Origin of the sequence: Mycobacterium sp. pV006 (assembly GCF_041287115.1) — a bacterium.
Taxonomy (GTDB): domain Bacteria; phylum Actinomycetota; class Actinomycetes; order Mycobacteriales; family Mycobacteriaceae; genus Mycobacterium.
The window spans coordinates 1-19,663 of the sequence record NZ_JBGGKT010000007.1 but is presented as its reverse complement, the minus strand read 5'-3'; the positions used below and the strand labels follow the sequence as shown (position 1 = coordinate 19,663).

General features: G+C 65.6%; 23 protein-coding genes and 1 pseudogene. 13 read left to right on the top strand and 11 right to left on the bottom strand.

Annotated elements, in window-relative coordinates:
* Positions 1 to 24 precede the first annotated feature (24 nt).
* A complete protein-coding gene (locus ACAG25_RS12565; protein WP_370488781.1) occupies positions 25 to 666 on the bottom strand; it encodes a nitroreductase family deazaflavin-dependent oxidoreductase in 642 nt (213 codons plus the stop codon).
* On the opposite strand from ACAG25_RS12565, the gene ACAG25_RS12560 reads away from it, so the two are divergent.
* From ACAG25_RS12560 to ACAG25_RS12545, 4 genes are read left to right on the top strand one after another with little or no spacing between them, the layout of a single operon-like run.
* Entirely contained in the window at positions 631 to 1,242 is a 612-nt protein-coding gene (locus ACAG25_RS12560) for a hypothetical protein (RefSeq protein ID WP_370488780.1), read from the top strand. The genes ACAG25_RS12565 and ACAG25_RS12560 overlap by 36 nt on opposite strands.
* Positions 1,239 to 1,754, top strand: a complete 516-nt coding sequence (locus tag ACAG25_RS12555; RefSeq protein WP_370488779.1) for an FUSC family protein — start codon at positions 1,239 to 1,241, stop codon at positions 1,752 to 1,754. The genes ACAG25_RS12560 and ACAG25_RS12555 overlap by 4 nt, the downstream gene beginning before the upstream one ends.
* Positions 1,755 to 1,769: 15 nt before the next feature.
* A complete protein-coding gene (locus tag ACAG25_RS12550; RefSeq protein WP_370488778.1) occupies positions 1,770 to 1,919 on the top strand; it encodes a hypothetical protein in 150 nt (49 codons plus the stop codon).
* Positions 1,920 to 1,935: 16 nt separating this feature from the next.
* The gene (locus ACAG25_RS12545; RefSeq protein ID WP_370488777.1) at positions 1,936 to 2,304 is read left to right on the top strand and encodes an STAS/SEC14 domain-containing protein; all 369 of its coding nucleotides are present in this window, start codon (positions 1,936 to 1,938) and stop codon (positions 2,302 to 2,304) included.
* Between the two features lie 11 nt (positions 2,305 to 2,315).
* Here ACAG25_RS12545 and ACAG25_RS12540 read toward each other — a convergent pair whose 3' ends face one another.
* Positions 2,316 to 4,001 (bottom strand): GMC family oxidoreductase, encoded by a 1,686-nt coding sequence (locus ACAG25_RS12540; RefSeq protein WP_370488776.1) that lies wholly within the window; start codon positions 3,999 to 4,001, stop codon positions 2,316 to 2,318.
* Positions 4,002 to 4,044: 43 nt separating this feature from the next.
* Positions 4,045 to 4,248, bottom strand: a complete 204-nt coding sequence (locus ACAG25_RS12535) for a hypothetical protein (RefSeq protein WP_370488775.1) — start codon at positions 4,246 to 4,248, stop codon at positions 4,045 to 4,047.
* 154 nt (positions 4,249 to 4,402) lie between these two features.
* Between ACAG25_RS12535 and ACAG25_RS12530 the strand changes: the two genes are divergently transcribed.
* Positions 4,403 to 5,227, top strand: a complete 825-nt coding sequence (locus tag ACAG25_RS12530; protein ID WP_370488774.1) for a mycofactocin-coupled SDR family oxidoreductase — start codon at positions 4,403 to 4,405, stop codon at positions 5,225 to 5,227.
* A gap of 31 nt (positions 5,228 to 5,258) precedes the next feature.
* Here ACAG25_RS12530 and ACAG25_RS12525 read toward each other — a convergent pair whose 3' ends face one another.
* Positions 5,259 to 6,068 (bottom strand): FadR/GntR family transcriptional regulator, encoded by an 810-nt coding sequence (locus ACAG25_RS12525; protein ID WP_370488773.1) that lies wholly within the window; start codon positions 6,066 to 6,068, stop codon positions 5,259 to 5,261.
* A 136-nt stretch (positions 6,069 to 6,204) separates the two neighbouring features.
* Here ACAG25_RS12525 and ACAG25_RS12520 point away from each other — a divergent pair.
* A pseudogene (locus ACAG25_RS12520) lies at positions 6,205 to 7,376 on the top strand (amidohydrolase family protein).
* A gap of 3 nt (positions 7,377 to 7,379) precedes the next feature.
* Here ACAG25_RS12520 and ACAG25_RS12515 read toward each other — a convergent pair.
* From ACAG25_RS12515 to ACAG25_RS12505, 3 genes are read right to left on the bottom strand one after another with little or no spacing between them, the layout of a single operon-like run.
* Entirely contained in the window at positions 7,380 to 8,597 is a 1,218-nt protein-coding gene (locus tag ACAG25_RS12515; RefSeq protein WP_370488772.1) for a CaiB/BaiF CoA transferase family protein, read from the bottom strand.
* Positions 8,594 to 9,019 carry a Zn-ribbon domain-containing OB-fold protein gene (locus ACAG25_RS12510; protein ID WP_370488771.1) on the bottom strand — a complete coding sequence of 142 codons (426 nt, stop codon included), beginning with the start codon at positions 9,017 to 9,019 and terminating at the stop codon, positions 8,594 to 8,596. Before ACAG25_RS12510 ends, ACAG25_RS12515 begins: the two co-directional genes overlap by 4 nt.
* 8 nt (positions 9,020 to 9,027) lie before the next feature.
* Complete coding sequence (locus ACAG25_RS12505; protein ID WP_370488770.1) at positions 9,028 to 10,224, bottom strand: lipid-transfer protein; 1,197 nt, start codon at positions 10,222 to 10,224, stop codon at positions 9,028 to 9,030.
* 149 nt (positions 10,225 to 10,373) lie between these two features.
* Here ACAG25_RS12505 and ACAG25_RS12500 point away from each other — a divergent pair, with 149 nt between their 5' ends.
* Positions 10,374 to 11,582 carry a cytochrome P450 gene (locus ACAG25_RS12500; protein WP_370488769.1) on the top strand — a complete coding sequence of 403 codons (1,209 nt, stop codon included), beginning with the start codon at positions 10,374 to 10,376 and terminating at the stop codon, positions 11,580 to 11,582.
* A gap of 85 nt (positions 11,583 to 11,667) precedes the next feature.
* Here ACAG25_RS12500 and ACAG25_RS12495 read toward each other — a convergent pair whose 3' ends face one another.
* Complete coding sequence (locus ACAG25_RS12495) at positions 11,668 to 11,901, bottom strand: hypothetical protein (RefSeq protein ID WP_370488768.1); 234 nt, start codon at positions 11,899 to 11,901, stop codon at positions 11,668 to 11,670.
* 436 nt (positions 11,902 to 12,337) lie between these two features.
* Between ACAG25_RS12495 and ACAG25_RS12490 the strand changes: the two genes are divergently transcribed.
* Positions 12,338 to 13,009 carry a DUF4304 domain-containing protein gene (locus ACAG25_RS12490; protein WP_370488767.1) on the top strand — a complete coding sequence of 224 codons (672 nt, stop codon included), beginning with the start codon at positions 12,338 to 12,340 and terminating at the stop codon, positions 13,007 to 13,009.
* Between the two features lie 116 nt (positions 13,010 to 13,125).
* Here the strand turns inward: ACAG25_RS12490 and ACAG25_RS12485 are convergent, their stop codons facing one another.
* From ACAG25_RS12485 to ACAG25_RS12475, 3 genes are read right to left on the bottom strand one after another with little or no spacing between them, the layout of a single operon-like run.
* Entirely contained in the window at positions 13,126 to 14,376 is a 1,251-nt protein-coding gene (locus tag ACAG25_RS12485) for an MFS transporter (protein ID WP_370488766.1), read from the bottom strand.
* Positions 14,377 to 14,378: 2 nt separating this feature from the next.
* On the bottom strand, positions 14,379 to 14,774 hold the full coding sequence (locus ACAG25_RS12480) for an ArsR/SmtB family transcription factor (RefSeq protein ID WP_370488765.1): 396 nt from the start codon (positions 14,772 to 14,774) through the stop codon (positions 14,379 to 14,381).
* A 60-nt stretch (positions 14,775 to 14,834) separates the two neighbouring features.
* On the bottom strand, positions 14,835 to 15,185 hold the full coding sequence (locus ACAG25_RS12475) for an ArsR/SmtB family transcription factor (protein WP_370488764.1): 351 nt from the start codon (positions 15,183 to 15,185) through the stop codon (positions 14,835 to 14,837).
* Between the two features lie 154 nt (positions 15,186 to 15,339).
* On the opposite strand from ACAG25_RS12475, the gene ACAG25_RS12470 reads away from it, so the two are divergent.
* From ACAG25_RS12470 to ACAG25_RS12450, 5 genes are all read left to right on the top strand, one after another.
* Positions 15,340 to 17,268 (top strand): heavy metal translocating P-type ATPase, encoded by a 1,929-nt coding sequence (locus ACAG25_RS12470; protein WP_370489000.1) that lies wholly within the window; start codon positions 15,340 to 15,342, stop codon positions 17,266 to 17,268.
* A gap of 118 nt (positions 17,269 to 17,386) precedes the next feature.
* Entirely contained in the window at positions 17,387 to 17,989 is a 603-nt protein-coding gene (locus ACAG25_RS12465) for an LGFP repeat-containing protein (RefSeq protein WP_370488999.1), read from the top strand.
* A 465-nt stretch (positions 17,990 to 18,454) separates the two neighbouring features.
* A complete protein-coding gene (locus ACAG25_RS12460; protein ID WP_370488998.1) occupies positions 18,455 to 18,904 on the top strand; it encodes a type II toxin-antitoxin system VapC family toxin in 450 nt (149 codons plus the stop codon).
* Positions 18,905 to 19,075: 171 nt separating this feature from the next.
* Entirely contained in the window at positions 19,076 to 19,282 is a 207-nt protein-coding gene (locus tag ACAG25_RS12455) for a DUF2191 domain-containing protein (RefSeq protein WP_370488763.1), read from the top strand.
* Positions 19,273 to 19,620: a VapC toxin family PIN domain ribonuclease gene (locus tag ACAG25_RS12450; protein ID WP_370488762.1), complete on the top strand. Its 348-nt coding sequence runs from the start codon at positions 19,273 to 19,275 to the stop codon at positions 19,618 to 19,620. Before ACAG25_RS12455 ends, ACAG25_RS12450 begins: the two co-directional genes overlap by 10 nt.
* The last annotated feature ends 43 nt before the right edge of the window (positions 19,621 to 19,663 follow it).

The following is a 19,663-nucleotide window of genomic DNA, read 5'->3' as shown; positions in this document are numbered from 1 at the left end:
CGTCATGCCCGCCTCCTGGTGTTCTCAGCGCCGCGTTTCGGTGATTTCAGTGAAAGCCACGACCGGAATGCACCGCCCTGTGGCCATCCGTTCGTAATCGGCGTAGTTCGGCATGAATTGCTTGGCGAGATCGAACAATCGGTCACGTTCGGCACCGGTGATCTCCTCGGAGACGAACGTGCCCGTGTAGCCGAGGGCCGACAGCGTGACACGAGGATGCGCCTGGACGTTGTGATACCAGGCGGGGTGGCGCTCACCGCCGAAGTTCGAGGCGATCGTGATGACCCGACCGCGGTCGGTGAAGTAGGTCAGCGGCGTGGCGCGCTGCTGGCCCGTCTTCGCGCCGACGTGGGTGAGCAGCACCTCGGGCATCACCAGCGACATGGACACATGGCCGTTCGTCAGTTTGATGACGGCGCGGTCGATGCGCCAGCCGTACCGCTTGAGAAACCCGCGCACAGCACTTGTGCCCACCAGCCTCACGCCTACCTTGAACAACGGCGACGGCGGTGTCGGTTCGACCTCGGGGATACCCATGCTTGGCGACGCTATCTCAGCGATTCGAGATGAGGCACAGACCTTGCGCTGCAGCGCGGCATCCGGTGTCGATGACGGCCTAAAATTCATCGAATGCCCACCCGTGCGATCACCCGACGCGTCGCGCACGGCTTCACCGCCCTCGTCCACGCCGTCTCACCGCACACCTGGCGCGGCATGCTCCACATCGACTCCCGCAAGGCGGGCTACGCCGCACCGCTGCGGGTGGGGGTTGCCGTCTCCGTGGTCTTCGTCCTGGGCGGCCTGACCGGGCAGCACGCGGTCGCCGGATTCGCGGCGCTGGGAGCGCTGGTGTCCGCGTTCTGCCGCCCCGATCCGTATCCGGTCCGCGCGGGCCGTCTGGTCGTCCTGGGAATCGGCATCACGGTGTCGATCGGCGTCGGCGCGATTCTCGGCGCCACCGGCAGCAACAGCTACGTGGTGACCATCGTCATCTCCGTATTGGCCGGTGCCGCCGCGTATCTCGTCTGGGCGTTGCACATCGTCGGGCCGGGAGCCGTGGTGTTCGTGTTCGGCGCCGCAGGTGCGCAGGGCTTCGCCCACGACGCCACAGACGTCGCCCTGGCAGTCGGTGTGACGCTCGGGGGAGCAGCGATCGGCGTGCTGGCCGCTCTGGCGCCGTGGCTACTGCGCGTGTCCGGTCCGAGCCGACGTCGACCGTCCAGCGCGAACCGTTGTGGGTGACGCTGGCGCGTGCCCCGCACCGGACGCTCTTGTGGCGCGGTGCGCGGATCAGTCTGGCCGGGATTCTGGCCGCGGCCATCGCCTTCGGTCTGGGGTTCGACCATCCGCTGTGGGCCACGATGGGCGCGGTGGCCGCCTTGCAGGGTGTCGGTTACCACGTGACGGTGCATCGCGGTGTGCAGCGGCTCCTCGGCAATGTCGGTGGGGCGCTGCTGGCGGCGGGGCTGCTCGCGCTGCCGCTGGGGTACTGGGGTGCCGTGGCGGCGATCGTTGTATTCCAGGTCATCGCCGAGATCGCCTCGACGGTCAACTACGCGGTGACGTCGTTGGCGGTGACGCCGATGGCGCTTCTGCTGACCGGGCTCGGAGCCGGCCTGGACCCCGCGGTCGCACTGGACCGCGTCCTGGACACCGCCGTGGGCATCGCGGTCGGAATCGTCATCGCGGCGCTCACCATCAGCGGCGCCGACGCTGAACGTCTGCGGTCGAGGGTGGTCGGACGCGCGTCGTAGGAGGACAATTGCACCATGTCCACAGCGGTTTGGATTGTGGTTGCGGTGTTCGCCGTCGGGGCCGTCGCCGGCGGGTTGCTGAGGATTCGGGCCTGGCTACAGAAGCCCGCGCCCCCTGAAGTGATCGAAGCCGCGCATCGCAACGACGACGAGGACGAGGACTGAAGAGGCAGGACATCCGATGATCGAAGTACTGCCGGACATGCCCGAGGGCGTGTCCGGGTTCCGTGTGTCAGGCAGAGCCAGCGGTGAGGACCTGCGCAACTTCAAGCCGACCATGGAGAAGATGCTGCAGAGCGGCGAAGTGCGAATCGTCGAGGTCATCGCACCCACCTACGAGGGCTTCGGTCCCGGCGGGCTCGGTGAGGACCTCAAGCTGGGTCTCGGAGCGTTGATCCGACATCATTCGGCGTTCAAACGCATCGCAGTGGTCACCGACAAAGAGTGGATCGTTCATGCGCTGCACGCGATGGCGTGGATGGTTCCGGGCGAACTCGCATTGTTCGGATTGGACGAACTGGAGCAGGCCAAGGCGTGGGCGGCCGGCTGAGCCGGCGGGGTTCAGCCCAGGATCGCCCTCGCCGCACGTTCGGCAATCAGCATGACCGGGGCGTTGGTGTTTCCCGACGTGATGGTCGGCATCGCCGAGGCATCGGCCACTCGGAGTCCGGCCACACCGAACACCCGGCAGTCGGTGTCGAGCACGGTGGCCTTCGACTGCGGCACACCGCGTGCGTCGAAGGCGCCCATCGCACACGTTCCCACCGGATGGAAGATCGTCGTCCCCAACTCACGGGCGGCTTGTGTCAGGTCGTTGTCGCTGACCAGTTGCGGGCCGGGGAGCATCTCTTCGGGACGGTAGCGGGCCAGGGCCGGCGCCGCCATGATCTGCCGGGTCATCCGGAGGCCGCGCACGGCGATGTCGCGATCGGCGTCCGTGGATAGGTAGTTGCAGGAGATCGTCGGGTGGGTCAGGGGATCGGCATCGGCCATCCGCACGTGGCCACGTGAGGTGGGACGCAGATTGCAGACCGAGGGGGTGATCGCCGCGTAAGGGTGTAGCGGCTCACCGAATTTCGGCAGGGACAACGGCTGCACGTGCCACTCCAGATCGGGACTGGCCAGGGAGGGGTCGCTCTTGGCGAAGGCCCCCAATGTGGACGGCGGCATGGTCATGGGACCTGATCGCAGCAGCAGGTACTGGATTCCCATGCCGGCGCGGGTGATCCAGTTCCGGTACAACGTGTTGACGGTGCGCGCACCCTTGATGCGGTAGACGGTTCGAAGCTGGAGATGGTCCTGCAGGTTCTCGCCCACTCCCGGTAGGTCCACGGCCACCGGCACCTGATGCTGCTTCAGCAGGCCCGCCGGCCCCAGTCCGGAAACCTGCATCAGATGCGGCGAACCGATGGCTCCGGCGCTGAGGATGACCTCCCGGCGGGCCCGGACGTCGACGATCTTGCCGTCTTTGAGCAGCCGCACGCCGGTGACGCGGTGCTGGGCCGTGGTCCATGCGCCGCGCCGCTGCCCTTCGTGGACGTCGTTGTCCATCAGTAATTTCAGAGCCTGGGCGTGGGTGTAGATAGTCAGATTCGGACGGTGGCTGATCGGGTGCAGGAAGGCGTCGGCCATCGACCAGCGCCGGCCACGCCGTTGGTTGACATGAAAGTACGCGCTGCCGGAGTTGTCGCCCCGGTTGAACTCCTCGATCGGTGCGATACCCAACTGGGCGGCAGCGTCCTGCCACGCGTCCAAGATCTTCCAGCGCACCCGCGGTCGCTCGACCCGGATCTCGCCGTCGGCGCCATGCCATTCGTCGGCGCCGCCGAAGTAGTTTTCCAGCTCTCGGTAGATCGACAGGGTCTCGCCGGGTTCGTCTGGGCCGCCCCAGAGCCAGCGGTCGTCACCGGTCGCCTGAGCCCACAGCTCGTAATCGCCGGCCTGTCCCCGCATGTGGATCATGGCGTTGATCGAGGAGCAGCCGCCGATCACCCGTCCCCGCGCGTAGATGATGCTGCGCCCGGCCAGTCCGGGATCGGGCGCTGTCGTGAAACACCAGTCGGTACGGGGATTGCCAATGGTGAACAGATAACCGACCGGCACCTTGATCCAGAACCAGTTGTCCTTGCCGCCGGCTTCGATCAACAGCACCCGGTGGTTCGGGTTCGCGCTGAGCCGGTTGGCGAGCAGGCAGCCCGCACTGCCGGCCCCCACGATGACGAAGTCGAACTCGGAGACGGGGGTCATCGCCGGATCGTTCCCTTCCTGCCGTCGGATGCGGGTTTGTCGGTCAGCCGTGGCCTTCGGCCAGGGTCAGTTCGAGCACGTTCCCGTCGGGATCGCGCGCGGTGAGCAGCATTCCCCGTCGGTTGGTCACTGGGTAGCGCAGCGCACCGACGCGCTCACCCGTGGTACCGGGATTCGGCAACACGAACCCCAGCCGTCGGTCCAGGTCCGATACGTAGAGAACCATTGACGTCAGAGGTGGGGGCACGAACTGATTGTGCCTGCCGTCCGGTGTCGTGGATATGACGATTGGCTCTGCGGCGGGCTGACCTGTCCGATCTTCGACCGGCCCTTGCCGCTATCGGTGCGCCCGCCGTAGCTTTACCCCAAATCATCGAACATTTCGAGGGATAGGTAACGATATGGCTCTGCCGCCACGGATCGCATTCATCACTGGTGCCGCTCGAGGCCAGGGTCGGGCGCATGCGGTGCGGTTGGCCGCCGACGGTTGCGACGTGATCGCCGTCGACGTCTGCGCAGACATCGCCACCATCCCGTACCCCATGGGGTCTCGCGAGGAACTGGAGCAGACGTGTCGGCTGGTGCAGGAGCAGGGCCGTCACGCCAGCCTGCAGATCGCCGATGTCCGCGAACTCGATCACCTGCACAAGGCGTTTGCCGCGGGAACTGCCGAGCTCGGCGCCGACTGCGCGGACATCGTGATCGCCAATGCCGGCGGCTGCGCCTACCCGTCGGACGTCGACGAGGCCCGAGCATTCCGCGACGCGGTGGACATCATGCTCGTGGGGGTGTGGAACACCATCAAAGCGACGACGCCGGCGCTCGTCGAGGCTGGGCGCCCGGGATCGGTGGTGTTGACCAGCTCGACGGCCGCGGTGAAAGGATTCACCGGGGGTTGGGGCGGGCTCGACGGCTACACGGCGGCCAAGGCCGGCATCCTCGGTCTGCTACGGCTGTTCGCGAATCTGCTCGGCCCCAAGGGCATTCGGGTCAACGCGATCCTGCCAACGGGTGTCGACTCCGGGATGACGCGCAACCAGGCCTTCTACGAGTGGATCGGCACGATGGCCGACAATCCCATCGGCAATATGCGCAATGTGCTGCCCGGCGTGGATGTACTCCAGCCCGCCGACATCGCAAACGCGGTGGCGTGGCTGGTCTCCGAGGAGGCCCGCTACGTCAGCGGGGTCTGCCTGCCCGTCGACGCCGGATTCTGCAATGCCTGACCGCGGCACGCCGCGGCGAAGCCGTTGAGCGTCACTGCCAGTCGACGAGGTGGTCGGCCAGTTCGGGGGCGACCTCGAAGATCGCCTGTGCGGCCGACTCCATGTGCTCGCGCATCAGACCGCGCGCGGTCTCGGCGTCGCCGCCCTGAATGGCATCCGCGATCCGAATGTGGTCGAAGTGCAGGCGCGTTCGGGTGTCCTTGCTGAAGAGACTGGCGCCGCCGCCGGCCGTACGGCTGGCGAAGATGTGACTCACCGATTCGGTGAGCAGATCGAGCACCGGATTGAGAGCGATGTCGCGGACCAGCAGATGGAAGCGGCTACCCGAATCGACGTAGTCCTGGCTGGACAGGGTGTGCTCGGTGACCCTTGCCATCCCGCGCCGGGTCTCTTCGACCATCTCCGCCACGGCCTGCGGGTCTGCCGATCCATCGCGCACCCGCAGTGCGGCCCGTTCGGCCGACAGCGGTTCGAGCTGGATCATCGCGGAGTTGACGTCGCCCATGGTGGCCCGAGCCAGCTGCAGGTGCATGGTCATCGTCTCGCCGAAGCGTTGCGGGCCCCGATGGCCGACCACCGGCCCGCCGCCGTTGCCGCGGCGGATCTCGACGATGCCCTGCAGTTCGAGCACTCGCAGCGCCTCGCGGATAGAAGCCCGTCCAACCCCGAATTCGGCGGCCATCGCCTGCTCGGTGGGTAGCGGACTGCCGGGGACCAGCCGATCCAGGGCGATCTGCCGGACGATGTCCTGGGCGATTGCCAGCGAGATTTTCCCGCGGCGGGTCCGGGCCACCAGCTCCTGCCGGGCGGGATCGGGAGTGGTGGGCGCGTCGATCGTCATGGGCAGCACACACGCCTTTCGAAACATGGGGGTATTCAGGCTACCGCCTCGCGCGACATCTGTGATGTGCTCCGATGACGTTCAAATATCAGTATGTTTGAAACGGACGGCGCTCGCCCGGTCCCAGGAGGATGCCATGCCGCTTCAGGACAGCCACCAGATCATCTCCGTCGACGACCACCTGGTGGAACACCCGCGCGTGTGGTTGGACAGACTGCCCGCCCGTCGGCACGACGACGCGCCGCAGATCAGGGAGGTCGACGGCGCCCAGCTGTGGCACTACAACGACACCCGGTTCGCCACCATCGGGTTGAATGCGGTGGCCGGCAAGCCCCGTGCGGACTGGGGTGTCGACCCGATCCGGTACGAAGACATGATCCCGGGGTGTTACGACCCCGAGTTGCGGGTCAAGGACATGGATGTCGATGGGGTGCAGTCGGCGCTGTGCTTCCCGTCCTTCCCGGGTTTCGCGGGCAGCACCTTCTTTCACGGCAAGGACAAGGAGCTTGCTGCGCTCTGCATCAGGGCGTGGAACGATTTCTACATCGACGAATGGTGCGCCACGGCTCCCGACCGCTATATCCCGCTGGGTATCTTGCCGTTCTGGGATATCGGGGCGACGGTAACCGAAGCCCGACGTCTGCTGGACAAGGGGCCCGCACCCTGTCGTTCCCCGACACCATGTCAGTGTTCGATCTGCCCTCCTTCCACACCGATCATTGGGACCCGTTGTGGCAGGTGTGCTCCGACGCAGACCTTCCGCTGTCGCTGCACTTCGGCTCCGGTGGATACGTGCCGGGATTCTCGTTCTCCGGCGCACCTTTCGCGCCGAAGACCATGAAGAGCAAGTCCGCTCCGTTCGCCGTGGCCATCGCTGTGTTCGCCACCAACTCCTGGTGGACCACCGTCGATCTGCTGCTCTCCGGCAAACTGCAACAGTTTCCGAACCTGAAGTTCTCACTTGCCGAAGGTGGGATCGGCTGGGTGCCCTACATGCTCGAGCGCACCGACTTCGTCTGGGAACGCCACCGGCACTACCAGGACATCGACTTCGACGCCCGGCCCTCGGAGTTGTTCCACCAGCATTTCTGGACCTGCTTCATCGACGACGAACACGGATTGGAGAGCCGTCACAGGATCGGCGTCGATCGCATCATGCTCGAAAGCGACTTCCCCCATTCGGATTCCAACTGGCCGAACTGCCGAAAGCGCGCCGCGGAGGTGTTGTCCGTCGTACCCGACGACGAGGCCGCCAGGATCGCCGAGGCGAATGCGCGCGAACTGCTGCACTTTCCGCGCACCGCGTGAGCCTCAGCTGATGGCGCCGCCGATCTTCAGATCCATGATGTCCTCGTCGCTGTACCCGCACGCCCGCAACACCTCGTCGGTGTGTTCGGCGTGCCCCGGCGCCGGGTGCAGGTCGGTGGTCGCCTCGTCGAACTGAACGGGGGCCGGAACCAGCGGCAACTGTGCCCCGTTGGCATAGCCCACCATCGAGAAGTAGCCGTTGTCCCAGGCCTGCTGATCGGCGAGCGTATCCCGCGGTGACTGCACCACGGACCACTGTCCCTCCTGGCCGTCCAGCACCGGTTTCCAATGTGCCAGTGGATGCTCGGCGAACAGCTCGTCGAGCAGCCGCACGCAGGTCTCGATGTTGCGGTAGCGGCTCTTGGCCGTCGCAAGCACGGGATCCTCGACCCACTCAGGACGGCCCACCGCTCGGCAGAAGCCGGGCCAGTACCGATCGGCTTCCAGCATCGCAAGGAAGACGAACCGGTCATCGGCGGTGCGGTAGATGTTGGCCAACGGATTGCCCGGGCGGCGCCGGTCGCCGCGGGGCAGCTGGTCGCGGTCGGTGACGTAACTGCCCGCGATGGTGGACTGCATGGCCCACAGGCCCGCCGCCAACAGGGAGGCGTCGACCACGGCGCCATCACCGGTCTGTGCCCGGTGATACAGCGCCGCACAGATGCCGCCGGCGAGATTGAGGCCGGCCTGAATGTCGCCCACCGCCGGGCCCGGGAGGTTGATCGGGTAGTCGTAGTCCACCGGGCGCGCCGCCGTCGCCAGTCCGGTGCGCGCCCAGTAGGAGATGCCGTCGAAACCACCGCGGTCGGCATCGGGGCCGCGCACGCCGTGTCCGGTGCCCCGGGCGTAGATGATGTCGGGCTTGCGGGCCCGGATGTGCTCGGCGTCGATGCGCAGGCGCTGACGTGCCGGGCCCAGGAAGTTGGTCACGAAGACGTCGGCCTGGTCAACCAGCGCCATCAGGGCCGCATAGCCATCCGGATGAGCGATATCGATTCCGGCGCAGCGCTTCCCGCGATTGAGCACCTCCCAGAGCATCGTCACCCCTCCGTCACCGGGCTTGACGCCGAAGGCCGCCAGGCCACGAATCGGGTCTCCGGTCTCCGGATGCTCGATCTTGATGACATCGGCGCCCCAGTCGGCCAGGGCGCTGGCCGCTGCGGGCACGAAACCGTAGAGCGCCACCTCCAGCACGCGAACGCCGTGCAGTGTCTTGGTCACGTCAGGTTCCCTCCGGTGTATTCGGGAATCGGTTCCCACTGCGGCAGCAGCACCCCGGTGGCATCCGGGCGGGTGGTGAACCGCATGTGCTGTCCCGCACGCAGGGGCGGTGTTCCGTCGATGCGCGTCAGCAGGCGGATCGACGGATGGGCGGTGAGCGTCACGAGGACCAGGGTGTGGGGGACGGGGAAGGCCGGATGCACCGGATGGCGCACCACCGTCCACGAGTACACCGAGGCCGAGCCCTCGACCTCGCGCCACCGCAGCCCGGCCGACGCGCAGCGTGGGCACTGCGGCCGGGGCAGGTGGACGAATTCTGCGCAGCGGTCACACCACTGCAGGGCCAGGACACCGCGTTGCGCCGCCGCCCAGAACCCGCCGGTGTCGGGGTCGTCGATGACGGGGGTGGGTGCTTCGGGCATGGACGGTCCTATCCGGCGGTGGTGAGCAGCAGGGCGCCGGTCGCGGTCGGCAGGCCGGAGGTCACCAGGCACACCTGGGCGCCGGGCACCTGATTGGGCGAGGTGCCGCGGATCTGCCGGACGCCCTCGACGACGTGGTTGAGACCGTGCAGGTAGCCCTCGGACAGGTTGCCGCCGGCGGTGTTGGTGGGCAGTGCGCCGCCGACTCGCAGCGCGCCGGACGCCGCGAACGGGCCGCCGTCACCCCGGGCGGCGAAGCCGTAGTCCTCCAATTGGATCAGCACGGTGATCGTGAAGCAGTCGTACAGTTGCGCCACATCGACATCGTCCGGCCCCAGACCTGCTCGGCGGTAAAGGATCTCGGCGGTGCGCACCGACGGCTGGGCCATGGGGTCGGTGCGCATCAGGGCCGGGAACACGAGCCCGGGCTGTTGGCCGGCCTCGGCGACCTGGGCGACAGCCCGGATGGACACCGGTGGTGCGGCCGTGTCGCGGGCTCGCTCGGCCGAGGTCACCACCACCGCGCACGCCCCGTCGGTTTCCAGGCAGTAGTCGTAGAGTCGCAGCGGCTCGGCCACCGGCCGGGAGTCGAGGTAGTCGGGCAGCGTCATGGGTCGGCCGTGCATCTGGGCGGCGGGGTTGGCGTTGGCGTGCTCCCGACAGGCCAGCGCGATGGCGCCCAGGTGTTCGGGCAGCGTGCCGTGTTCGATCATGTGACGTCGTGCGATCAGGGCGAACATCTGCCCGGGTGCCATCAGGCCGTACGGGAGGAAGAACTCGTCGTAGGAGCCGTTGCCGCCGACCGCACGACGGTCGCGTCGCCCGCGGCCGAAGCGGACGCCGGAACGCCCGTTGAGCGCGCGGAACACGAGCACCGTGGTCGCCAGGCCAGACGCTATCGCCGCGCAGGCCTGCGCGATCATTCCGGCGGGGGCCGAGCCGCCGGTTCCGGTCGAGCCCCAGTACGTCAGTAGTGGGAGCCCGAGAACGTCGGCGAGGTCGTTGTGGCGGACGGTGTCCTGTTCGCACCGGACGATGCCGTCGACGTCGGCGGGTGACAATCCGGCGTCGACGAGGGCTGCCGTGGCGGCGGCCGCGGCCAGGGCCAATTCGGTGCGGCCCGACTTCCGGCTGAAGTCGGTGGCGCCGATCCCGACGATGGCGCACCGGTCGCGCAATGGGTGCGCTGCGGTCTGTGCGGCCATACCGAGACAGTACGACGAGCACTCGTCGAATATGCATATATTCGATCTGACGGTGCGGCTCAACTGCCCACGGATTCCGGTTGAAACTGTCGTTTCGCCCATTGAACCTTGCTATGTTAGCCAGCAGCCTGACCAGTGCGGAGGTTCAGATGACCGACACTCTCAACGTCGAGGCGCCGGACATACCGATCGATCTCTACTCGGCGAAGTCGTTCAGCAACGGCCATCCCTTCGATCAGTATCGGTGGCTGCGGGCGAACGCCCCTGTCTACCGGCACCCCGATCCCGACGGCGGGCACTTCTGGGCCGTCACGCGCAATGCCGACATCCGCTATGTGGAGCATCACCCGGAGCTGTTCCAGTCCGCGCCGTCGGTCGGCATCGCCGATGCGCAGATCGAGGTCGGTTTCCTGTCCATGGACGGTGCGCGGCACCTGCAGTTCCGCAAAATGATTGCTCCGCGGCTGATTCCGCCACGGGTCAAGCACATGATGCCCGACTTGCAGCGCCTGGCGGCCGGCATCGTCGACGAGGTGGCCGGCGACGGTGAATGCGATCTGGTCGATCTCGCCGGTCGGATGGCCGGTTATACCGCCGCCACGCTGCTGGGAATCCCGCGCGAACACGGGCATCGGCTGCACGAGTTGTTCATGATCACGCACAGCTCACCAGATGTGGTGGGGGAGGACGCGTTCCAATCGGCGTTCGTCGAGATGGCGTCGATGGGCTTCGAAGCGTTGGCGACGAAGCGGGCTGATCCGGCTGACGATGTGCTGAGCGCGTACGCGAACATGGACGTCGACGGTCGCCCGATCACCGAGATCGAATTTCTGCGCAATTTCATCCTGCTCAGCGACGGCAGTCTCGACACGTCGCGCAATCTGATCTCTGGCGGCATGAAGCTGCTCTTCGATCATCCCGACGTACGTCGCCGCCTCGTCGCGGACCTGGACGCCCGGCTGCCCGGTGCCATCGAGGAGATGCTGCGGCTGCTCTCCCCGGTGGTCTACATCCGCCGGCTGGCCACGCAGGACACCGAGCTGGCCGGTCAGCGGATCGCCGCAGGGGAGAAGGTGGTGATCTACTACGGTTCGGGCAACCGGGACGAGAGCGTCTACGACGATCCCGAGGCGTTCGACATCGACCGTAAACGCGGGGATCACTTGGCTTTCGGGGGCGGCGGTCCGCATTTCTGCGTCGGCTCGCACCTGGGCCGGGCCGAGGGTTCGGTGATGATCCGTGAGCTGCTCACCCGGTTTCTTGATATCGAACAGGCCGGACCCGAGACGTGGGCCGCCACCAGCCTGACCTCCGGACTGGCGACGCTGCCGGTGCGCTACACCCCCAACCGCAGCTGACCGGAATCGGCTTCAGACTCGGCTCGTCACGTTCCATCGCCGCGCGAGGCCGAGGCGCCGTCGCACGGTTACCGCGGCGCGATCGCTAGAGCTGACCCAGCGGTCGACAGACGTTGGACAAGGCGTTCCAGTACTGACCGGGCGCGCAGTTGTCCGCCGGACGCGGTGTCTGACAGGTGTTGGTGATCGGATCCCAGAACTGGCCGTTGGTGCAGTTCAGGGGCTGCGCCGAACTCACGCTGGCCCCGAACAGCGACGCGGCAGCCATGGGAGCCGCAGCGAGAATGGCGATGGTCGAACGCTTGACAAGATTTCGCATGGATTGATCTTGCCCGAGGATGTGGGTCCCAAAACCCTCATCAGCACAGAATCCTCCGAGTCGGCACTCGTCGAGGCTCAACCGCCGCGCAGATCTTCCTCCGGTGAGCCGGGAAGCGTTGCGGCGCGGCATTGACAATCTTGATCGAGCCGTTGCTGTGACAGAACCACCAGAGCCGGGGGATGCTGGACACCTCCACGGTGATCCTGCTCGGCCGCATCTCCGATCCGTCCCAGCTCCCCGAGGAATCTGTTATCAGCGCGATAACGCGAGCAGTGCCTGTCGCCAGCACTTGCAGCAGGCCGAAGTGCGATTTCGAAGGAATCCCTCGGCTTCAGCTCCGTCCCATCGCACACCCTGACCGTCAGTTGAGCGCTCCTGCCGCCGCCATCGATTGCTGTCATGGAGGACTGCGTCGGCGACTTAGCCTTGGATCATGAGCGAGGGAAAACTCGACGACTCACTACAGCGAGCGTACGAAACCATGGTTTCCTCCAAAGTCGCGCCCTTCCTGCAAGAGCGCGGCTTCGGTGTATCCGGACCCAGCTTCAAGCGGGCACGCGGACCGCTCTACGACATGATCAATTTTCAGGCCGACCGGCATAACGGGACCGTTTCGTGGCACGGGTTCTTCGTCAACGTGGGCATCGGATCGGCTGAGGTCGACGCCGCGTGCCCCGGATATGAGCGGCCCATGCATCCACTCAAAGGCTCGCTCCTGCAACGGCGTTGGGAAGCGTTGGTACCCGATCTGCCATACGAGGTGCGGTTCGACCATCACACCGACATGCAGCAGTTCGCCGCCGCACTCAACGAGGGCCTTGATCTGGTGCTGGCTGAGATGGAACGCGTAAGCACCACAAAGCATTTGGTGCGATACGCAGTCGACAACAACTTGCTGATCGAATACGACAAGACCTGCCGTTATCTGGCCGTAACCGACGATATCGAGATGCTGACCAAATACGTCACGACGTTGCACAATTGCTTCGGTCATCAAGACCGATGGTCGGTCTTCGACCGCCGCATCACCGCAGCTGTTGGCGATTGGGCGCCAGTGCTGCAAGACCGAGGCGTGCTCGGCGTTGCTGGTCCTCTGAAGGGATAGGCGACTCGACGTCTACCGGCCGGGCACGACATGGCGTCGGTCCTCGAGAAAGCCACCCCCAAATGCTGCGGACGCGTTGTGAGAGCCGTTCCCGATTCGGCGCCGGGATCCAAGGATTACGAAGTGGCGGCGACGAGTTGGCGGTCATCGGTGTTCAACGTCTTGTGCGCCGGCCAGGCCCGGCTGGCGATAACGGCGGCCAAGGCCGCCAGGACACCCAGAGCGCCTGCGGCGGCCGGTTGCCCGGCGGTGGCGCCGAGCCAGCCGGCCAACAGGTAGGTGACGAAGAAGCAGGCATGTGACAACGAGAATTGCGCGGTGAACACCGCCGAGTGGTTCTGCGGGTCGGACTGGTAACGCAATAGCCGCGCCGAGGGAGTGTTGATCAGGGAGGTCGCCGCCCCCAGCAAGATCCACACGGGTACGAACCCAAACCACCCGAGTTGCGGTGGGGGATGGGCGGTGAGGAGACCAGTGGTGGCCGCGAGCAGGACTGGGATGGCGGTGGCGCCGGTCAACATGATTCTGCGGTCGGGGACCCAGCGCAGCAGCGTCGGTAGCGCCAACGCCACGATCATCGACCCGCCGCCGTAACAGGCCAGGAGCAGGGCGAGCATCGAGTTCGAGGCGTCGAGGACATCGTGGATATAAATCACGGAGTTCACCACGACCAGTCCGGTCGCGGTCGCGACGACCATGTTCAGCGCCAACAAGGAGCGCAGCACTGGGCGGGCGATCATCACCCGCATGCCCTCGGTGGTGCGCTGCCACAGAGTGTCGTTGGCATTCCTGCCGGATATGGCCGGAATCCTGGTCGAGATCACCAGCACTGCCGACATCAGGAACCCCGCAACGGTGCCGAAGAACAGCCCGTTGTAGGTCATCACGGCCAGCATGGCGGCGGCGACGATGGGGCTGCACAGCGATTCCAGGTCGTAGGCGAGCCGCGATAATGACAGCCCGCGGGTGTAGTCCTCTTCGTCGGCGAGCACCTCGGGGAGTACGGATTGGAAGGCCGGGGTGAATGTCGCTGACGCGGCCTGCAGCACGAAGATCAGGACATAGATCTGCCACGTCTGATCGATCAGTGGCAGCAACAGTGCGATCGCGCCGCGCACGACATTCGACCCGACCAGCAGTCGCCGCCGCGACACTCGGTAGGTCAGCGCCGAAATGACCGGCGCGACAACGACATAGGCGCCCATTTTGACAGCCAGCGCCGTTCCCAGGACTGCACCGGCTCCGCTGCCGGCCAGGTCGTAGGCCAGCAACCCCAGTGCCACCGTCAACAATCCGGTGCCCAACAGAGCCACCACCTGCGCGGCGAAGAGACGCGCGAAGGTGGGGTTACGCAGGACAGCCGACACGGTCAGGTTCCCGACTGGCGAGCCGTGGTACCCAACCGGGACACCTCGGTATCACCGCGGTGGTGCGCAGGAATGCCGGGACCGGCGTGCTCGGCGTTGAACACCGCATCGGTGACCAACTGCCGGATGTGCTCGTTATCGATGCAGTAGTAGATGGTGGTGCCGGAACGGCGGGTGGACACCAACCGCGCCATCCGCAGCTTGGCCAAATGTTGCGACACCGAGGGTGCCGGCTTGCCTGTGTATTCGGCCAGTTCCGTGACGGAGCGTTCCCCATCTACGAGAGCCCACAGCACCTGAATGCGAGTGGCATCGGAGAGCATTCGGAACACCTCGACAATCAGTCCCAGCTGATCCTGACCGAGAGGAGCGCGCCCAATACCGCTATCTGCATCCATACGTAGATATTAAGCTACGCGGACTTGGCTGACAAAAATTGCGCGTCAAGCAGATATTGGTCAGTTGGCGGCGGGCTGAGTCTCGGTGATGTCGGCATCGAGGTGGCCGGCGTGAAACAAGGCTTGACTGAGCAGAGGCTGGACGTGCTGGTCAGCAGCGGAGTAGTACACGAACGTTCCTTCGCGACGACCTTTGACCAGCCCCGCGAGTCGTAGCTTGGCCAGATGCTGACTGACGACGGTGGGGGCGACGTTCGCCAACTCGGCCAGGCACGCCACGGAGGACTCGCCCTGCAGCAGCGCCCAGAGCACCTTGATCCGAGTCGGATCACTGAGCATCCGAAACGATTCCGCCGCGAGATGCACCTGTTCTTCGTTGGGCATCTGAAAATCCGGCAGCGAGGTGTGCATACCGTCGAGCTTACCGTGAGAGTCCTCTGATCAGCTGCACAACTGCATGCACATATGAGTGGTTGCGTATCTGCATGAGTCCGCATGTACGGTGGTCCGCGTGGGTCCCGACATCCGAACTCCCGACCTTCCACGAACGGTCACGTCGCGCGACGTGGTCGAAAGGTTGCGGGCATCGCGATCGAGTGCATGGTCGCTGCCAGAGGTCCGCTGGGCGCTGATCGCGACCGCGCTGTTCGCCGCGGGGGGAGTGGCGCAGCTCGCCGGAGCGCCACAGTGGCTGTCCTGGTCCCTGTACCTGGCGTGCTACGGCGCCGGCGGTTGGGAGCCGGGGTGGGCGGGGGTGAAAGCCCTGCGGGACAAGACTCTTGACGTCGACTTGCTGATGATCGCCGCAGCGCTCGGAGCGGCAGCGATCGGGCAGGTGTTCGACGGGGCTTTGCTGATCGTCATCTTCGCGACCTCGGGGGCGTTGGAGGCGGTGGCCACCAAACGCACCGAGGATTCGGTGCGGGGTCTGCTCAATCTGGCACCTGATACCGCGACCCGCATCACCGACTCCGGGCAGGAGGAGACGGTTGATGCCGCGAGGCTCGAGGTCGGCGACGTGCTGATGATCCGGCCGGGTGAACGCATCGGCGGAGATGGCGTGGTCGTGGAAGGCGCCAGCGAGGTCGATCAGGCCACCATCACCGGCGAGCCGCTGCCCGTCGACAAGGCCATGGGGGATGAGGTGTTCGCCGGCACCGTCAATGGCACCGGCACGCTGCGGGTGCGGGTCACGCGCCCGGCCGCACACACCGTGATCGCACGCATCGTCGCGATGGTCGACGAGGCCGGCGCCAGCAAGGCGAAGATGCAGTTGTTCATCGAGAAGATCGAGCAGCGTTACTCATTCGGCATGGTGGTCGTCACCGTTGCGCTGTTCGCCATTCCGCTGCTGCTCGGCGCTGATCTGCAGTCCACGCTGCTGCGAGCGATGACGTTCATGATCGTGGCCTCACCGTGCGCGCTGATGCTGTCCACCATGCCGCCGCTGCTGTCGACGATTGCCAATGCCGGACGCCACGGCGTCCTGGTGAAATCCGCTGTGGTGGTCGAAAAGCTCAGTTCCGTCACTCATGTCGCGTTCGACAAGACCGGCACCCTCACCGAAGGGTCTCCTCGGCTGCAGCATCTGCGCACAATGCCCGGCGCCGCCGTCGACGACGATGAATTGCTCGCTTTGGCCGCCTCCGTCGAGAACCCGTCTGAACATCCTCTGGGCCGTGCGGTTGTCGCCGCAGCCCGCGAAGCGGGCGTGACGTTGCGCCCGGTCGAGGACTTCGCGGCCATCCCCGGTCGCGGTGTCCGAGGCCGCCTCGTCCACGATCTCGTGGAGGTCGGTAACCCCAGACTGCTGCCCGTAGACGCGGGCATCGCCCATGAGTTCGTCGTCGAACTCGAACGATCCGGCCACACAGCGGTTCTCGTACGACGCAACGGCGCCGTGGTCGGGATTCTGGGACTGACCGACTGGGTACGCGACGCCGCGGCGGACATGGTGGCCGAATTGACCGCACTCACCGGTGCGCAGCCGATACTGCTGACAGGCGACAACCCGCAGGCCGCGGCAGCCGTCGCGGCACGAGTCGGTATCACCGATGTTCGCGCCGGGCTGCTCCCGCAGGACAAAGTGCAGATGGTGCGTGAACTCGAAGCAAGCGGGGCGAAGGTGATGCTGGTCGGCGATGGCGTGAACGACGCCCCGGCCATGGCCGCGGCCACCGTTGGTGTCGCGATGGGCCGGGCCGGGTCCGACTTGGCCCTGGACACCGCCGATGCCGTGATCACTCGCGACGACCTGTCCACCATCCCGGCGATCCTCGCGCTGTCTCAGCGTGCTCGCCGCCTGGTGATCGCCAACCTGACCATCGCAGCCAGCTTCATCGCCGTCCTGGTCACCTGGGACCTCGTCGGCCACCTGCCACTGCCGCTCGGAGTGGCTGGCCACGAAGGCTCCACCATCCTCGTCGGACTCAACGGCCTACGACTGCTGCGCGACGCGGCATGGCGGTCAACGCAGACCGTCCTCGACCTATAGGGGTTGGGGTCTGGACGGCGCGCCTTTGGCCGCTACCAGCTTCCCGTAGGTTGATCGTCGAGTGAGCCCGGACCCGGCGAGGTTCTGCCGCGAGTCAAGACGTGAGAGAAGGATGTTCATGAGCATGAGCACATACCGTTCCTCGGCGATCGTCGGCCTAGCTATCGCCGCGCTGATGACCGTCGGTTGTAGCAATGGCGAAACGGTCGACGCGTCCGCGCCGTCCCAGGTCGAATTGATCGCTACCTCCGAGCTGGAGGCGCCACCCGCCGAGGTGACGCTGATCGGGGAGCGCGACGTCGAGGTGACGCTCACCGGTCCGATCGCGGCGAAGTACTCGACGGCGACCGACAAGCAGAAGCAGGCGCTCGGCAAACCGCTGACCGGGAGCCGCAATGCAGGGACCCGGGACAGCGGGGTGGTGTTTCAACAGTTCCAGGGCGGCGTGATCGTCGCCAAGAACGACCAGGCCGGCACACCGGCGTACATCACCTGGGGCAAGATTCGCGAGGCATGGAACATCGAACGCGACGAGAAGGGTGTGCCCGACATCGAGGGCAGGAATGGTTCGCCAGGACCGCTGGGCGTACCCACCAGCGACGAGAATCCCGTCGGCGATCTACTTGTGACGACCTTCGAGCACGGCCAGATCACGTTCGACCCGAAGACCGGTGAGGTTGAAGTGACGGTCAACGGTAACGTCGTGCCGTCCGGACTCTAGGGGTGTCCTCGATGCATATGGCTATGCCGTCCTCCATGAGATGAAAGTGCTTGGCGCGCAGGTCGTCGTCGTGATCGCCGTCGCTGAGTGAAAACAGTTGCGTGCAGGACCGACGACCTCGAGGACTGGTGAACCTGTAGGTTCGCATGCTGCGATGCTCCGCTTACGGCTGTCACGGGCAGCATCAGTTAAATCGAGGCAGGGACGTGGAGTTGGAACCCGTTGGCGTGGAGTCCGTCGTACTCCACCTGTCAGCAAGCGGCGCGTCGACGTGATGATCGAAAGCTCACGACTATCAGGAGATCGAACGTTCACGCGCGAGTCGGTCGACTGACTGCGGAACAAGTCGTCGAAGTCGAGCGAGCGATGATGGCACTTCTCGGGCTGGCGCGTTAGACGAGAACCTCTGAGCAACAGAGCATTCCACTGAATGACGCCACATTCAGACGGTAGAACTAATTGATCGTGGCACTCCGCAGGCCGGCGCCCAGAATTTCAGCGAACCGTGATCGGCTCGGTAGCCGCGAGCGGACGACAATCATTCTCCTCGGCCGTCTGGCGGATCCGGACGAACTGCCGAACGAGTCCGTGATAAGCGCGATAACCCTGGCCGAGTTGTCCATGGGGCCCCACGTCGCCCGAACGGATGCGGAACGTAGCGCGCGTCAGCAACACCTGCAACAGGCTGAGGCGGATTTCGAGGTCCTTCCGTTCGGCGCCGAGAGCGCCCGCGCCTTTGGGGGTGTCGCTGCCGCCTTGCGCACCTCGGGACGCAAACCGGCCGCGCGGGCCTACGACGCGCTGATCGCGGCCAGTGCCGTCGCGCACGGTGTGCCGTTGTACACGTGCAACCCAGGTGACTTCTCCGGGATACCCCAACTGGACCTACGTGCGGTAACGCACCCCGACCACTGATTGTAATGCCGCAGATGAAAGCCTTTGGACAGCAGAGCAATAGCGCCGCACCGCGCAGGTAACCCTGCATATTCAATTGCTGCATATTCTGCGTTCACGGCTGGTGTAGCCGACCGAGAGCGCGCGTGTATATACTTGATCAAGACTTCGTATATACGTGAGGGCGGCGAGATGACTAAGCGTTTAATTGACCTCGATGATGATTTGTTGGCCGCCGCGCAGAAGGAACTCAAAACGTCCGGCGTGTCCGATACCGTCCGCATCGCGTTGCAGCAGGCTGCAGCGGCGTCTGCTCGAGCGCGCCAGGTCGCATGGCTGAAGACCGGCGGCATGGGGGAGATGGCCGACCCCGGTAAACGAGGTGACGTGTGGCGGTAGTGGCGCGGTATCTCATCGACACCAGTGCCGCGGCACGGATGACCCACCCCGAGGTCGCCGACCGACTTGCCCCGCTTATCGAGGCCGGATTCGTCGCAACCACCGCGCAGCTCGATGCCGAGGCGCTCTACAGCGCCCGGACCGCCGCGGACTACGAGCAATTATGGTCGGATCGCCGCCTCGCATACGAGTACCTGCCGACCAACGATGAACACTGGCAGGCGGCGTTGAATGCGCAGCGGTCGCTGGCCGGTACCGGTCGTCATCGCGCCGTTGGCATGGCTGACCTCCTGATCGCCACCTGTCCGTTCTCATTGATTCTGGGGCATTCTCATTGAATCTGGGGTAAGTGCGTGTCTTTCTCATTGAATCTGGGGCACG